Source organism: Stutzerimonas tarimensis (genome assembly GCF_042648805.1).
Classification (GTDB): domain Bacteria; phylum Pseudomonadota; class Gammaproteobacteria; order Pseudomonadales; family Pseudomonadaceae; genus Azomonas; species Azomonas tarimensis.
In genome coordinates this window covers 217,870-231,092 of sequence record NZ_JBHRXZ010000024.1, presented here as the reverse complement: position 1 = coordinate 231,092, position 13,223 = coordinate 217,870, and the positions used below count along the sequence as shown (strand labels likewise).

The 13,223-nt window shown below is 64.1% G+C and carries 12 protein-coding genes and 1 pseudogene; 10 read left to right on the top strand and 3 right to left on the bottom strand.

Going from position 1 to position 13,223, the window contains the following annotated elements; genetic code table 11:
- Window positions 1-43 precede the first annotated feature (43 nt).
- The 7 genes from ACFOMF_RS14950 to murB are packed head-to-tail and all read left to right on the top strand — an operon-like array spanning window position 44 to window position 4,327.
- Window positions 44-676, top strand: coding sequence for a MotA/TolQ/ExbB proton channel family protein (locus ACFOMF_RS14950; RefSeq protein ID WP_386366297.1), 633 nt, complete (start codon window positions 44-46; stop codon window positions 674-676).
- Window positions 673-1,101, top strand: a complete 429-nt coding sequence (locus ACFOMF_RS14945) for an ExbD/TolR family protein (RefSeq protein WP_386366295.1) — start codon at window positions 673-675, stop codon at window positions 1,099-1,101. Before ACFOMF_RS14950 ends, ACFOMF_RS14945 begins: the two co-directional genes overlap by 4 nt.
- Window positions 1,098-2,105 carry a tetraacyldisaccharide 4'-kinase gene (lpxK, locus tag ACFOMF_RS14940; protein WP_386366293.1) on the top strand — a complete coding sequence of 336 codons (1,008 nt, stop codon included), beginning with the start codon at window positions 1,098-1,100 and terminating at the stop codon, window positions 2,103-2,105. The genes ACFOMF_RS14945 and lpxK overlap by 4 nt, the downstream gene beginning before the upstream one ends.
- 41 nt (window positions 2,106-2,146) lie before the next feature.
- Complete coding sequence (locus ACFOMF_RS14935) at window positions 2,147-2,332, top strand: Trm112 family protein (protein WP_386366291.1); 186 nt, start codon at window positions 2,147-2,149, stop codon at window positions 2,330-2,332.
- Window positions 2,329-3,093, top strand: coding sequence for a 3-deoxy-manno-octulosonate cytidylyltransferase (kdsB, locus tag ACFOMF_RS14930; protein WP_386366289.1), 765 nt, complete (start codon window positions 2,329-2,331; stop codon window positions 3,091-3,093). Before ACFOMF_RS14935 ends, kdsB begins: the two co-directional genes overlap by 4 nt.
- Window positions 3,093-3,311 carry an arsenate reductase/protein-tyrosine-phosphatase family protein gene (locus ACFOMF_RS14925; RefSeq protein WP_386366287.1) on the top strand — a complete coding sequence of 73 codons (219 nt, stop codon included), beginning with the start codon at window positions 3,093-3,095 and terminating at the stop codon, window positions 3,309-3,311. Before kdsB ends, ACFOMF_RS14925 begins: the two co-directional genes overlap by 1 nt.
- Window positions 3,308-4,327 (top strand): UDP-N-acetylmuramate dehydrogenase, encoded by a 1,020-nt coding sequence (murB, locus tag ACFOMF_RS14920; RefSeq protein ID WP_386366285.1) that lies wholly within the window; start codon window positions 3,308-3,310, stop codon window positions 4,325-4,327. Before ACFOMF_RS14925 ends, murB begins: the two co-directional genes overlap by 4 nt.
- A gap of 97 nt (window positions 4,328-4,424) precedes the next feature.
- Here murB and ACFOMF_RS14915 read toward each other — a convergent pair.
- Together ACFOMF_RS14915 and rne are read right to left on the bottom strand one after the other, a co-directional pair.
- A pseudogene (locus tag ACFOMF_RS14915) lies at window positions 4,425-6,014 on the bottom strand (FMN-binding glutamate synthase family protein); the annotation flags it as partial.
- 110 nt (window positions 6,015-6,124) lie between these two features.
- Window positions 6,125-9,436 carry a ribonuclease E gene (gene rne, locus ACFOMF_RS14910; RefSeq protein WP_386366282.1) on the bottom strand — a complete coding sequence of 1,104 codons (3,312 nt, stop codon included), beginning with the start codon at window positions 9,434-9,436 and terminating at the stop codon, window positions 6,125-6,127.
- 556 nt (window positions 9,437-9,992) lie between these two features.
- On the opposite strand from rne, the gene rluC reads away from it, so the two are divergent.
- The 3 genes from rluC to ACFOMF_RS14895 are packed head-to-tail and all read left to right on the top strand — an operon-like array spanning window position 9,993 to window position 12,615.
- Complete coding sequence (gene rluC, locus ACFOMF_RS14905) at window positions 9,993-10,958, top strand: 23S rRNA pseudouridine(955/2504/2580) synthase RluC (protein WP_386366279.1); 966 nt, start codon at window positions 9,993-9,995, stop codon at window positions 10,956-10,958.
- Window positions 10,951-11,613, top strand: a complete 663-nt coding sequence (locus tag ACFOMF_RS14900; protein WP_386366277.1) for an HAD-IA family hydrolase — start codon at window positions 10,951-10,953, stop codon at window positions 11,611-11,613. Before rluC ends, ACFOMF_RS14900 begins: the two co-directional genes overlap by 8 nt.
- Window positions 11,614-11,634: 21 nt before the next feature.
- Window positions 11,635-12,615, top strand: a complete 981-nt coding sequence (locus ACFOMF_RS14895) for a S49 family peptidase (RefSeq protein WP_386366275.1) — start codon at window positions 11,635-11,637, stop codon at window positions 12,613-12,615.
- Between the two features lie 3 nt (window positions 12,616-12,618).
- Here the strand turns inward: ACFOMF_RS14895 and ACFOMF_RS14890 are convergent, their stop codons facing one another.
- Window positions 12,619-13,197 (bottom strand): Maf family protein, encoded by a 579-nt coding sequence (locus tag ACFOMF_RS14890; protein WP_386366274.1) that lies wholly within the window; start codon window positions 13,195-13,197, stop codon window positions 12,619-12,621.
- Between the last annotated feature and the right edge of the window lie 26 nt (window positions 13,198-13,223).

Sequence of the window (13,223 nt, the reverse complement as noted above, 5' to 3'; positions counted from 1 at the left end):
TCCGCTATGTTAGAGTGCCCCGATTTCCGAGAGGGTTCGATTCGTGTGGGAACTGGTTAAAGCAGGCGGCTGGATCATGCTGCCGATTATTCTCTGCTCCATCGTCGCCGCTGGCATCATCGCTGAGCGGCTGTGGACGCTCCGCCCCAGCAAGGTCGCTCCGCCCCAGCTTCTCGGCCAGGTCTGGAAGCGCATCAAGGGACGCAAGCTCAACAACGCCTACCTCAAGGAGCTGCGTGCCGATTCGCCGCTGGGCGAGCTGTTCGCTGCCGGCCTGGTCAATGCCCGACATGGTCGCGAGATCATGAAGGAGAGTATCGAAGAGGCGGCATCGCGGATCGTTCACGGTTTCGAACGCTATCTCAACGCCCTGGGTACCATTGCGGCGACGGCACCATTGCTGGGACTGCTCGGGACTGTCCTCGGCATGATCGAAATCTTCAGCTCTTTCATGGGGGGCGGCATGGCCAATGCGCCGCTGCTCGCCGGTGGCATCGCCAAGGCGCTGATCACCACCGCGGCGGGCCTGATTGTCGCCATCCCTGCGCTGTTCTTTCACCGCTACCTGCAGCGCCGGGTCGATGAGCTGGTGGTGGGCATGGAGCAGGACGCGATCAAGCTCGTCGAGATGATGCAAGGGGACCGTGAGGTCGAGCTTGACGAGGGCAGGGCGTGAAGTTTCGACGTAAACCGCGGGAAAACGTCGAGATCGGCCTCGCGCCCTTGATCGATGTGATCTTCATTCTCCTGCTGTTCTTTGTAGTGACCACCACCTTCACTCGTGAAACCCAGATGCGGGTCGATCTGCCCGAGGCCGCGACCGGCGCACCTCCGGAAGCCGAGCAGCGCCAGCTGGAGGTATTGATCGATATCGAGGGCAGCTTCTCGCTCAACGGCAATCCACTGCTTCGCAGTGACCTGGCCACGCTGATGGCCGCGCTGACCCGCGAGTCGGGCGGCGACAGCTCGATGCCCGTGGTCATCAGTGCCGATGGCCGGACGCCGCATCAGGCCGTGATCACTGCCATGGATGCCGCTGGCAAGCTTGGCTTCAGCCAGTTGCGCATCACCACGGTAGAGGCGACCGAGGCGGCGCCTTGAGCAAATGGGGCGAGCGTTTGCAGCGTGCCTGGTACGAGGGGCATCCGGCACTGGCCCTGCTGGGCCCTCTGGAGCTCCTCTACCGATCTGTGGTCAGCGGCAAACGACGTCGCTTCGTTGAGGGAAAGCGGCCCGGCTATCGGCCGCCTGTCCCTGTCCTGGTGGTGGGCAACATCACCGTCGGCGGTACTGGCAAAACGCCATTGATCCTGTGGCTCATCGAGCACTGCCGCGCCCGCGACTTGCGGGTCGGGGTGATCAGTCGCGGCTACGGAGGCCGGCCGCCGCGGTTGCCCTGGCGGGTATGCGCGGGCCAGCCGGCTCAGCTTTGCGGGGACGAGCCGCTGCTGATCGTGGAGCGGACCGGTGTACCGCTGATGGTCGACCCGGATCGGGGAAGGGCAGCACGGGCGCTGCTTGAAAGCGAACCGCTCGATTTGCTGCTGTCGGACGATGGCCTTCAGCATTACGGCCTGGCCCGCGATCTGGAGATGGTACTCATCGACGCCCGTCGCGGTCTCGGCAATGCCCGTTGCCTGCCGGCAGGCCCGCTGCGTGAGCCAGCCGAGCGGCTGGCCAGCGTCGACGCGGTTCTGCTCAATGGCTCGCAGGAAGATACCGACCGCGGCTTCGGCATGTCGCTGCGTCCCTCGGCCCTGGTTCGTCTCAACGATGGCCAGCGCTTCCCGCTCGACCATCTGGCAGCCGGGCAGGCGATTCATGCGATGGCCGGGATCGGCAACCCGCAGCGTTTCTTCGCCACGCTCGAGGCGCTACACTGGCGCCCGATTACCCACGCCTTTGCCGATCATGCCCAGTACCGCCCGGAGCAACTGGACTTCGCCCCGTCGCTGCCTTTGTTGATGACGGAGAAGGATGCGGTGAAGTGCCGCGATTTCGCTCAGCCGGAATGGTACTACCTGCAGGTGGAGGCGGCCCCTTCGGCGGGCTTCGTACAATGGTTCGACGGGCAACTGGCGCGTTTGCTGCCCTACCACCCCTAGCCGTCCGGCGTCTGGCCTGACGGCTTCTTCAGGATCGACGCATGGATACCAAACTACTCGACATTCTGGCTTGCCCTCTTTGCAAGGGGCCGCTGAAGCTGGTGCACGACAAGACCGAGCTGATCTGCAAGGCCGACGGGCTGGCCTTCCCGGTGCGCGACGGCATCCCGGTGATGATTGAAAGTGAAGCGCGTACCCTCGATGTGGACGAGCGCCTGGACAAATGAGCATCCCTTTCACGGTAGTGATCCCTGCACGTTTCGCCTCGAGCCGCTTGCCGGGCAAGCCGCTTCTGAATATCGCCGGCAAGCCCATGATCCAGCGCGTCTGGGAGCAGGCCTGCCGGAGCGCTGCGGCACGGGTGGTGATCGCTACCGACGATGCGCGTATTGTCGAAGCCTGCGAGGGTTTCGGCGGCGAAGCGGTGATGACCGCTGCGCAGCACAACTCCGGCACCGATCGGCTGGCCGAGGTCGCGGCGCAGCTGGGACTGGCCAAGGATGCCATCGTGGTCAACGTGCAGGGTGATGAGCCACTGATACCGCCGCGCGTCATCGACCAGGTCGCGGCCAACCTCGCGGCGTACCCGGAGGCGGCAATGGCGACGCTGGCCGAGCCGTTGCATGATGCCGCGAGCCTGTTCAATCCGAACGTGGTCAAGGTGCTCAGCGATGCCCAGGGTCTTGCCATGACCTTCAGTCGTGCCCCCTTGCCCTGGGCCCGCGACAGCTTTGCGGCGCAGCCGGGCAGCCTGCCGGTCGACGTACCCTATCGCCGACACATCGGCATCTATGCCTATCGGGCGGGTTTCCTTGCCGATTTCGTTGCCTGGGGTCCTTGCTGGCTGGAAAACACCGAATGCCTGGAGCAACTGCGAGCGCTCTGGCATGGCCAGCGCATTCATGTAGCCGACGCCTGTGAGACCCCGCCGGCCGGTGTGGATACCGCCGACGACCTGGAGCGGGTTCGTCGGCTGCTGGGGGCCTGATGCGCGTCCTGTCCGTCTGTCTGGACAATATCTGCCGTTCGCCGACTGCCGAGGGCGTGTTTCGTCAGCGTCCGGCGTCGGCGGGGCTCGAGGCGAGCGTACACGTCGAGTCGGCAGGCATCGGCGACTATGGCGAAGGTGACGGGTTCGAACAGGAGCTGGACCTCATCGTGCAGGCCAGCGACGCGCTGCTGACAGAAGCTGGGGGGCGCCGGTGAGTCTCCTGCTGCGCGAGCATGTCAGTCTCAAGCCCTACAACACCTTCGCCCTGGAAGGAGCGGCGCGCTGGTTCGCCGAGGCCCGCACGGACGCTGAGGTGGATGAGGCAATTGCCCTGGCGCGGGCCCTCGGTGTTCCGCTGTTGCCCCTCGGGGGAGGCAGCAATCTGCTACTGACCGGTGATGTCCCGGCGCTGGTGCTGAGGATGGGCAGCCGGGGCACGCGGCGGGTGGCCGAGCAGGGGCCGCAGGTGATCGTCGAGGCCGAGGCGGGCGAGCCCTGGCATCCGTTCGTCAGCGGATGCCTGGCATCCGGGCTGTATGGGTTGGAGAACCTCAGCCTGATTCCAGGAACGGTGGGTGCGGCGCCGATCCAGAACATCGGCGCCTATGGGGTCGAGATCAAGGACCGCTTCGCCGGGCTCGATGCGCTCGATCTGCACACCGGGGAACGCCGGAGCTTTGATGCGCCGGCCTGCGCGTTCGGCTATCGGGACAGCCGCTTCAAACGCGAGTTGGGACGCTGGTTGATCCTGCGGGTCCGCTTCGCGCTCAGGCGTACGCCCGAGGTAACGCTGGACTACGGCCCGATTCGTCAGCGCCTGGCGGAAGAGGGTATCACCCGACCCCGCCCGGAAGACGTGAGTCGGGTGATCTGCGCGCTGCGCACGGAAAAGTTGCCCGACCCGGCGGTCCTGCCGAACGCTGGCAGCTTCTTCAAGAATCCTGTCGTCACTGGCGACCAGGCGCGGGCGCTGGCCAGCCGTTGTCCCGACCTGGTGGCCTACTCGCAAGCGGACGGCCGGAGCAAGCTTGCCGCTGGCTGGCTGATCGAGCGCGCCGGCTGGAAGGGCTTTCGAGAGGGCGATGCCGGGGTACATGGGTCTCAGGCACTGGTGCTGGTCAACCATGGCCAGGCAACCGGCGAACAGGTGATGAGCCTCGCGAAGCGTATCCAGGCGGATGTCAGCGAGCGCTTCGGGGTCGTTCTGGAAATGGAGCCGGTGCTACTCTGAGCCTGGTTCAGGCCTCGCTGAGCGTCTTCGAGGGGTGATGCGGTTGCCCCTTGAACAATGCTCGCAGGACGGCATTGCAGGCGTCCGTGTCGTGCTGCCTTGGCTGGAAGCTCTCCGCCTGCGCCAGCGCCCACATTTTCCCGTAGAAGCCTTCCACCGGCTCCGCTGCCAACAAGGCGCCAGGCTGGACAAACATATGCAGCTGCGAGAGCAGCTTGATCTCGGTGCCAGACACCCTGCGGGCGAGATGCGCCGGTGTGAGCTGGCCTGGGTGTTCGAGGCCTGCCGCGGCGAGCATTTCCGCCAGAGCCTTGAGTGTGTTGCGGTGGTAGTTGAATACCCGTTGGGCCTTGTCCGGTACCACGAGTGCGCGCTGGCGCAGCGGGTCCTGGGTTGCGACGCCTGTAGGGCATCGGTTGGTATGGCAGCTCTGCGACTGTATGCAGCCGACGGCAAACATGAAGCCCCGGGCAGAGTTCGCCCAGTCCGCTCCCATGGCCAGTACACTGGCGATGTCGAACGCGCTGATGAGCTTGCCGCTGGCGCCGAGTTTGATGTGCTGTCGAAGGCCGGCACCCACAAGCGTGTTGTGAACGAACAGCAGGCCTTCTCGCAGGGGCAGTCCGATGTGGTTGGTGAATTCCAGCGGCGCGGCGCCCGTGCCGCCTTCCTTGCCATCGACAACGATGAAATCCGGAAGGATATCGCTTTCGAGCATGGCCTTGACGATGCCCATGAATTCCCAGGGATGGCCGACGCACAGTTTGAAGCCGACTGGCTTGCCGCCGCTGAGCCTGCGCAGCCGGGCGAGAAACTCAAGTAGCTCCAGCGGCGTGGAGAAGGTCTCATGGCTGGCGGGAGATACGCAGTCGCGGTCCGTCGGGACTCCACGTGTCGCAGCGATTTCCGCGGTGATCTTGTGCTTTGGCAAGATGCCGCCGTGCCCGGGTTTGGCACCCTGGCTGAGCTTGAGTTCGATCATTTTCACTTGCCTGGCCTGCGCCTGTACGGCAAAGCGATCGGGATCGAAGCGCCCCTGTTGGTCACGGCAGCCGAAGTAACCGCTGCCCAGCTCCCAGATCAGATCGCCGCCATGCTCGCGGTGATACACGCTGATGCTGCCTTCGCCGGTGTCATGGGCGAAATTGCCCAGCTTCGCCCCCCGGTTCAGCGCGCGGACCGCATTGGCGCTGAGCGAGCCGAAGCTCATCGCGGAGATGTTGAAGATGGATGCGCAGTAGGGCTGACGGCATTGTGGCCCGCCGATGGTCGTGCGGAACTCGTCTGGGTCACGCTCCGCCGCCGGGCGGATGGCGTGGCCCATGAATTCGTAGCCTTGGCCGTAGACATCCAGCAAGGTGCCGAAGGCCTTGTCGGCATTCTCGTTTTTGGCTCTGGCGTAGACCAGCGACCGTTGCGCGCGGGAGAACGGCAACTGCTCGCCATCGCCTTCGATCAGATACTGCCGGATCTCCGGGCGTACTGACTCGAAGAGATAGCGCAGGTTGCCCAGGATCGGGTAGTTGCGACGCACGGCACGCTTGGTCTGGAGCAGGTCGATCACGCCAAGGACACTGAGCGATGCGGTGATCAGGCTCAACGGCCAGAGACTCTTGAGCCACGGCAGGCTCGCCAAGGTGAAGAGAATGCAGAGTGCAAAAAAGGCATAGCGGTTAAGCAGGTTCATCAAGCGCTTCCCTGGCTGAGATCGGCATGGATCATTCCGATCGCCATTGGAACACGCCAGACGCCCATGAAAAAGGGATGCCGAAGCATCCCTTGATCTTGTCGCGGTGATCAGCCTCGCGGCCGCTCCCGATGCTCGCGCTCGGTCGATTCGTCTGGCGTAGGCTCGGGCGCCTGCCCAGCCTTGGGCTCCTCGTCGCCGCCTTCGATTTCGAAAGCCTCGGCGGCTTGCCGCTCGGAAGCGATCGGCTCGACCACTGCTGATTGCGGCGCCGGTTCCTCATCGTGCTGCATCGGGGGTTCGGCTTGCTTGCTGGTCTCAGCCTCTACCTCAGCTGCGACAGGCACGGTCTGCGGCTCAGGCTCCGATACCGACTCGGGTACCTCGGATGCCTGGGCGGCAACGACCTCCGGGCTGGCGAGAGACTGCGCGGCAGCTACCTGTGCAAGCGGCTCTTCCTGCGGCGCGGGTTCGGCTTCGCCGGTGGTCTCTACCGGCACTTCAGCGGCTGCTACCGGCTGAGCAGCCTCGGCTGCATGGGCCTGCTGGGCGAGACGTTCGGCTTCACGCTGACGACGGCGCTTCTCGCGCGGATCGTTTGGTGCACGACCGGTGCTGATGGGGGCGCTGGGTTGGGTTTCCGGCTCGACGACTTCAGCCTTGGGCTCAGCCACTGGCTCAGCCTGCTGCGTGACGGCTTCGCGCGGCTGCTCAGGAGCGCCGGGCTGGGCCGGTGCTTCGTCGACGGCGGCAGGCGTGTCCTCGCGAGGCGCAGGGACTGGCTCGACCGCTTCTGCCTCTGGCTCGGCCTGCTCGGCCGGTGCGGAAGGCTGAGTGGCGACCGTTTCGGCGACATCTGCGCGTTGCGGCTCTTCTGGCGCTTCGCTGATACGTGGCTCTTGAGCCTCTACAGCGGAGGCAGCCGGCGCCTCGAGGCTTTCAGCGGATACCGGAAGCTGGGTGTCGGCCTCAGCGGTGTTGGCGGCGATGGCCGCCGCGGTTGCCGCGATGGCGATCTGCTCTGACTTGACCGGCGCCTGGACCTCGACGTCGGCGTCGGCGTTGCCCGAGATCATCTCCAGCTCTGGTTCGTTGCCATCGCGCTGGCGTTCACGACGATTGCTGCGGCGACGCTGTCCACGCGAACGGCGACGTGGACGCTCTTCGTCGCTGCCGTTCTGAGTCTCGTCTTCGGACTGGCTGTCCTCAGCTTGCAAGGAATCCTCGGTGGCTTCCTCACTCGCAGCCGGGCGCGGCTTGCGCTCTTCGCGGGGGGGCCGGGGCTTGCGCTCGGCACGCTCTTCGGTGACTGGCGTGGCGGCACTGTTGTCGCCTTCCGGTGTGTCTACGGCATCCAGCGCTGGGCGCAATTCGCGCTTGCGCTCCTCGCGTGGCTGGCGTTCTTCACGCGGGGCGCGTTCGCGGCGCGGAGCTGGAGTCGGAGCCACCTCAGCGGCTTCGGTCGACTGCTCGCGCGGTTCACGAGGTTCGCGGGCCTCACGGGGCTTGCGCTCTTCGCGGGGAGGGCGGGGCGGTCGCTCGTCACGGGCCTGGCGTTCTTCACGGGGCTTTTCATCCCGGGTGCCATTGTCACGGTCACGGCCATCACGACGGCGGTTTTGCTGACGGCCGTTGCGGCGCTCGTCGCTGCGTGGAGCGCGGGGCGCGGCTGCGGGCTTTTCTGCAGGTGCGGGCTTTTCTTCTTCCTTGCCGGCAAAGAGGCTCACCAGGGATTTGACCAGGCCCTGGAACAGGCTTGGCTGAGCGGCCGGGGTCACTGGCTTCGGTGCGACGGTTTCGGTCGGCTCGGCTTCGGGAATCGGGGCGCTGCGCTGCGGAACGGTCTTGACCGCGGCTTCCTGGCGGACCAGTGTCCGGGTGGAACTGACCGGCTGGACCTCCTCGGCTTCGCTTGCGGCCATCTCGTAGCTGTGCTGGCCAGCGACCAGGTCGGGATTGTCGTCCCGCAGGCGCTGGACCTCGAAATGAGGGGTTTCGAGGTGATCGTCCGGCAGGATGAAGATGCGCGCACGGCTGCGCAGCTCGATCTTGGTGATCGCGTTGCGCTTTTCATTGAGCAGGAAGGCCGCGACCTGGAAGGGCACGCGGGCGCGCACCTCGGCGGTGCGGTCCTTCAGGGCTTCTTCTTCGACCAAGCGCAGGATCGCCAGCGACAGGGATTCCACGTCGCGGATGATGCCCTGGCCGTTACAGCGCGGGCAGACGATGCCGCTGGTTTCACCAAGGGAAGGGCGCAGGCGCTGACGAGACATTTCCAGCAGGCCGAAGCGGGAAATGCGACCGACCTGTACGCGGGCGCGGTCGGCCTCGAGCGATTCGCGGACCTTGTCTTCCACCGCGCGCTGGTTCTTGGCCGGCGTCATGTCGATGAAGTCGATGACTATCAGGCCGCCGATGTCGCGCAGGCGCAACTGGCGGGCGATTTCCTCGGCCGCTTCCAGGTTGGTCTGCAGGGCGGTTTCCTCGATGTCGCCACCCTTGGTGGCGCGCGCCGAGTTGATATCGATCGAGACCAGCGCCTCGGTCGGGTCGATGACGATGGAGCCGCCCGACGGCAGCTTCACTTCGCGCTGGAAGGCGGTCTCGATCTGGCTTTCGATCTGGAAGCGGTTGAACAGCGGAACGCTGTCTTCGTAGAGCTTGATCTTGCTGGCGTATTGCGGCATCACCTGGCGGATGAAGGACAGGGCTTCTTCCTGGGCCTCGACGCTATCGATCAGCACTTCGCCGATATCCTGGCGCAGGTAGTCACGGATCGCACGAATGATGACATTCGATTCCTGATAGATCAGGAAGGGCGCGGCGCGATCGGCGGACGCTTCCTTGACCGCGGTCCAGAGCTGCAGCAGGTAATCGAGGTCCCACTGCAGCTCCTGGCTGCTACGACCCAGGCCGGCGGTACGTACGATGAGGCCCATGTCGGTGGGGACGTCGAGGCCGTTGAGGGCCTCGCGGAGCTCGTTGCGCTCCTCGCCCTCGATGCGGCGGGAGATGCCGCCAGCGCGGGGGTTGTTCGGCATCAGCACCAGGTAGCGCCCGGCGAGACTGATGAAGGTGGTCAGGGCTGCGCCCTTGTTGCCGCGCTCTTCCTTCTCGACCTGGACAATGACTTCCTGGCCTTCGGAAAGGACTTCCTTGATGTTCACCCGCCCTTCGGGGGTCTTCTTGAAGTATTCGCGGGAGATTTCCTTGAGCGGCAGGAAACCGTGCCGGTCGGCGCCGAAGTCGACGAAGGCGGCTTCCAGGCTGGGCTCGACACGAGTGATACGGCCCTTGTAGATGTTCGCCTTCTTCTGTTCGCGCGAACCGGACTCGATGTCCAGGTCGAACAGCCGCTGGCCATCGACAAGTGCGACACGCAACTCTTCAGGCTGAGTTGCGTTGATAAGCATTCTTTTCATGTAGTACCAATTGGTATCCGGGCTACCGGGAACGGCAATCGGCACCCACGACTCTCACGGTCGGTGTCTGGTGCGTATCAGCGCTGCGATGCGGCGCTGTGTCCAGCGGCTGCCGGTTCATGGCCGGGCCGCGACTACGTCTCCTGCTCGCTGTGTTATGACAGAAGCAATAATCAGGAGGAGGAATCAGTTTTCGGTAGCGGACGAGAAGTGACGTCTGGATAAGCTAACACTACGCATGCCGAAAGCTGTGCATCTCCACCTACACTCAATCCTTAGAAAATCGGGTGCCGCTCGCAGTATCCGTGAGCGGTTGGGTAATTTCATGAACCCCGTAGGGGGGTCACGGCATATCTTGCGAGGCGAATTTCAGAGCCCGTTCTCGCTTCGAGGAAGGACTACCGGAGGGCCACCTAACACCCTGGAACAGATTGCTCACGGTCGGGAACATGCCAGTTTCGCTGGCCTCCACTGACCTGACCGCTTTTGGCGGCATCCCGGACTATATCAGCAAGCTCCCTGTGCTTCAATTGCACGGAATTGCTATGATGCGCCGATGACCACTACCCCCTCTCAGACCACCGGCGTGCAGATGCTCGTGGTGGCGCCGGAGCTTGCCGGCCAACGTATCGACAACTACTTGCGCAACCAGCTCAAGGGTGTTCCGAAAACTCTTATCTACCGCATTTTGCGCAAGGGCGAAGTGCGGGTGAACAAAGGGCGGATCAAGCCCGAGTACAAGCTGCAGGCCGGTGACGTGGTACGTGTGCCGCCGCTGCGCCTGGCCGAGCGTGACGAGTGCGCGCCGCTGGCTTCGAGTCTGCTGGAGCGGCTGGAGGCTGCCATCGTCCACGAGGACAAGGCGCTGATCGTGCTCAACAAGCCTGCCGGTATCGCCGTGCACGGTGGCAGCGGCTTGAGCTTCGGGGTGATCGAGGCGCTGCGCCAGTTGCGGCCTGACGCCAAGGAGCTCGAGCTCGTGCATCGTCTGGATCGCGATACGTCAGGGCTGCTGATGGTGGCCAAGAAGCGCAGCATGTTGCGTCATCTGCATCAGGCGCTGCGCGGTGACGGGGTTGACAAGCGCTACCTGGCGCTGGTGCGCGGACGCTGGGACAGCGGCAAGAAGCAGGTCAGCGCTCCGCTGCTGAAGAATACGCTGCGCTCCGGTGAGCGTATGGTGGACGTCAGTGTCGAGGGCAAGGATGCGCTGACCCTGTTCAAAGTGCTACGGCGCTTCGGCGACTTCGCCACGCTCGTCGAGGCCAGTCCGGTGACCGGGCGGACCCATCAGATTCGGGTGCATGCACGGCATGCCGGTCATGTCATCGCCGGTGACGGCAAGTACGGTGACGACGACTTTTCGCGTGAAGTCCGCGAGCTGGGTGGCAAGCGTCTGTTCCTGCATGCCTATTCACTGCGTATTCCGTTGCCGGAAGGCGGTGAGCTCGAGCTCGAGGCGCCCGTCGACGAAACCTGGAGCCGTACCCTCGAGCGGCTGGGCGGGGCGGCGCGTGACTGACAGTCGGCGTCCTTATGATGTGCTGATCTTCGACTGGGATGGCACCCTGGTCGACTCTATCGGGCGCATCGTGCTGGCGATGCATCGTGCGGCTCAGGCCCTGGGGCTGCCCCGGCTCGAGGACGAGGACGTCAAGGGCATCATCGGGCTGGCCATGCCGCAGGCCATCGCGGCGCTCTATCCCGGGTTGACCAGGCATGACGAGATCAGTGCGTTCCAAGGGCTCTATGCTGAGTGTTACCTGTCCCTGGAGGCCGAGCCTTCGCCCTTTTATCCAGGGGTGGTCGAAATGCTCGATGCGTTTCGTCGTGCCGGGTTCCGCCTGGCGGTGGCTACCGGGAAGTCCCGCCGGGGACTCGACAGGGTTCTGGCAGGGCATGGTTATGAGCAGTTCTTCGATATTACGCGCTGTGCCGACGAGACGGCCAGCAAGCCGGATCCACTGATGCTCAACGAGATCCTGGCGCATTGCCGGACGCCGGTTCACCGCGCGGTGATGGTCGGGGACTCGCTATTCGATCTGCAGATGGCTGCTCGCCTCGGAATGGACGCGGTAGCGGTCAGTTATGGGGCTCAGAGTGCAGAAGTGCTGCGGCGTAGTCGGCCGAGCCTGCTGGTCGATCGATTCGATCAGTTGGCGACCTGGCTTTCCTAATACTCTTATGAGGTCGTATTGATGGCGGAAGACTGGAAGGCACCGGAAGAAAAGGAAGCCGGTGACGCGAAAAGCTGGAAGCTGCTGGAAAAGACGCTGCTGGCAGGAGTGCAGGAGCAGCGTCGTGCACGGCGCTGGGGCATCTTCTTCAAGCTGCTGACCTTCGTCTATCTGTTCGGCGCCCTGGCATTGTTTTCACCCATGCTGAAATTCGGTCAGGGTGAAACCTCCGCCGGGCATACCGCGGTAATCGACGTGCGCGGGATGATCGTGGATCGCGAAGAGGCCAGTGCGGACAATGTCGTCGGCGGTTTGCGTGCGGCCTTTCGGGATGAGCAGACCCGAGGCGTCGTCTTGCGCATCAACAGTCCCGGCGGCAGTCCGGTCCAGTCAGGTTACATCTATGACGAGATCCTCAGATTGCGCGGCGAGTATCCCGACAAGAAGGTCTATGCGGTGATCTCCGACCTCGGGGCTTCGGGCGCGTACTACATCGCCAGCGCGGCGGACGAGATCTATGCCGACAAGGCCAGTCTGGTGGGCTCCATCGGGGTGACGGCGGCGACCTTTGGCTTTGTCGAGGCCATGGATCGCCTCGGGGTTGAGCGTCGGGTGTATACCGCGGGTGAGCACAAGGCATTCCTCGACCCCTTCCAGCCGCAGAAGCCGGAAGAAACCCGCTTCTGGAAAGACGTGCTCGAGGTAACCCATCGCCAGTTCATCGAAAGCGTTCAGCAAGGGCGCGGGGATCGGCTGCAGGTGGACAGCCATCCCGAGGTGTTCTCCGGCCTCATCTGGTCCGGAGAGCAGGCGCTGGAGCTGGGGTTGGTCGATGGTCTGGGTAACACCGGCTACGTGGCGCGCAGTGTCATCGGTGAGCCCTCCATTCGCGACTTCACCGTACAGCAATCGCCTTTCGAACGCTTCGCCAAGCGCCTCGGTGCTGGCGTTGCGGATCGATTGGCCGTGTGGATGGGTATGCAGGGCGTGGTACTGCGCTAGGATTCAGGGAATCTCGACGCCTCTGGCAAGCAGCATGTCGACCAGCCTGATCAGTGGCAGGCCGATGAGGCTGGTGGCGTCGCTGCCTTCGGTGGCGCGGAACAGGCTGACCCCGAGCCCTTCGGCCTTGAAGCTGCCAGCGCAATCGTAGGGCTGCTCGGCATGCAGATAGCGTGCGATACGGGTTTCGTCGAGCGACCTGAAATCCACGGAGAAAGGCACGCAGTCGATTTCCATTTCACCGCTGCGGCTGTCGAGCAATGCAAGCCCGGTGAGGAATGTAACGCGGCGGCCGCTGGCGGCAAGCAGTTGCTCGCGGGCGCGCTCGAAGCCTCCGGCCTTGCCGAGAATCCTGTCATCCAGTACCGCGACCTGATCCGAGCCAATGATCAGGTGATTCGGGAACGCCTCGGCCAGTGCGCGGGCCTTGGCAGCCGCCAGACGTTTCACCAGTGCAGGCGCCGATTCCTTGGGCAGAGGGCTTTCGTCCAGCGCAGGTGCCTGCCAGGCAAATGGCAGCCGAAGGCGTGCGAGCAGTTCTCGTCTGTAAGGGGAGCTCGAGGCCAGGACCAGGGGCTTCATGTTTCTTCCTTAATATAGGAGGTGGG